The organism is Collimonas rhizosphaerae (genome assembly GCF_038896935.1).
Lineage (GTDB): Bacteria > Pseudomonadota > Gammaproteobacteria > Burkholderiales > Burkholderiaceae_D > Collimonas > Collimonas rhizosphaerae.
Map to the genome: position 1 here is coordinate 1 of NZ_JBANDC010000025.1, position 1,713 is coordinate 1,713.

At 53.7% G+C, this 1,713-nt stretch carries 1 protein-coding gene; it reads left to right on the forward strand.

Annotated features, from left to right (window positions below):
- The coding region (locus tag V8G57_RS26310) for a hypothetical protein (RefSeq protein ID WP_425458325.1) at positions 1-1,713 on the forward strand (1,713 nt) is incomplete at both ends.

Here is a 1,713-nt window from a genome sequence, read left to right on the forward strand (position 1 = left end):
GACAGCGAGGCGATGCCGGTAGATGTCGAGGTCGACAACGATGAAACATTGCTGTTAGATGTGCTCAAGCCAGTCGATGTTGATGTGGAGAGTGACGAGACATTGCTATTCGTCGTGCTCAGGCCAGTCGAAGTTGAAGTCGACAACGATGAGACATTACTGTTGGTGGCACTCAAACCAGTCGAGGTAGAAGTCGACAGCGAGGCGATGCCGGTAGATGTCGATGTCGACAACGATGCGATGCCAGTTGATGTGGACGTCGACAGCGACGCCACATTGCTATTGGTAGTGCTCAAGCCCGTAGACGCCGACGTGGACAACGACGAAACATTGCTGTTCGCTGTGCTCAAGCCAGTCGACGTTGATGTGGAGAGCGACGAGACATTACTGTTGGTCGTGCTAAGGCCAGTCGAAGCTGAAGTCGACAGCGAGGCGATGCCGGTAGACGTCGAGGTCGACAGTGAAGACACGTTGCTGTTAGTCGTACTCAAACCCGTCGAGGTTGAGGTCGACAATGAAGCGATGCCAGTAGATGTCGACGTTGACAACGACGAGACATTACTGTTGGCGGCACTCAAACCGGTCGAGGTAGATGTCGACAGCGACGCCACATTGCTATTGGTGGTGCTCAAGCCCGTAGACGCCGACGTGGACAACGACGAAACATTGCTGTTCGTTGTGCTTAAGCCAGTTGACGTCGATGTGGAGAGCGACGAGACATTGCTATTCGTCGTACTCAAGCCAGTCGAAGTTGAAGTCGACAACGAGGCGATGCCGGTGGATGTCGATGTCGACAACGACGAAACGCTGCTGCTGGCCGAGCTCAAGCCAGTCGATGTTGAAGTCGACAATGATGCGATACCGGTTGACGTAGACGTCGACAACGATATGACATTGCTGTTGGTCGTACTCAGGCCTGACGAGGTTGAGGTCGACAACGAAGCGATCCCGGCGGAAGTCGACGTCGACAGCGAGGCAATACCGGTAGATGTCGATGTCGACAACGATGAGACATTACTGTTGGTGCTACTCAGGCCAGTCGAAGTTGAAGTCGACAGCGAAGACACGTTGCTATTGGTAGTGCTCAAACCAGTTGAAGACGATGTAGACAGTGATGAGACGCTGCTATTGGTGGTGCTCAGGCCGGTCGAGGTTGATGCCGACAACGAAGACACGTTGCTGTTAGTCGTACTCAGGCCTGTCGAGGTCGAGGTCGATAGCGATGAGACATTACTGTTGGTGGTGCTCAAACCCGTCGAAGCCGAGGTCGATAGCGATGAAACATTGCTATTGGTGGTGCTCAAGCCGGTCGAGGTAGACGTCGATAGCGACGCCACATTGCTGTTGGCCGTACTTAGACCAGTCGAGGTTGAAGTCGACAACGAGGCGATGCCGGTAGATGTCGATGTCGACAGCGACGAGACATTACTGTTAGTAGTACTCAGGCCAGTCGAAGCTGAAGTCGACAGCGAGGCGATGCCGGTAGATGTCGATGTCGACAACGACGAGACATTGCTGTTTGTCGTGCTCAAACCTGTCGACGTTGAAGTCGACAGCGAGGCGATACCGGTAGATGTCGATGTCGACAACGACGAAACATTGCTATTAGTCGTGCTCAACCCAGTCGAAGTTGAAGTCGACAACGAAGTCACGCTGCTGTTGGTCGTGCTCAGACCGGTCGACGTTGACGTCGACAGAGAAGCTATGCCAGTA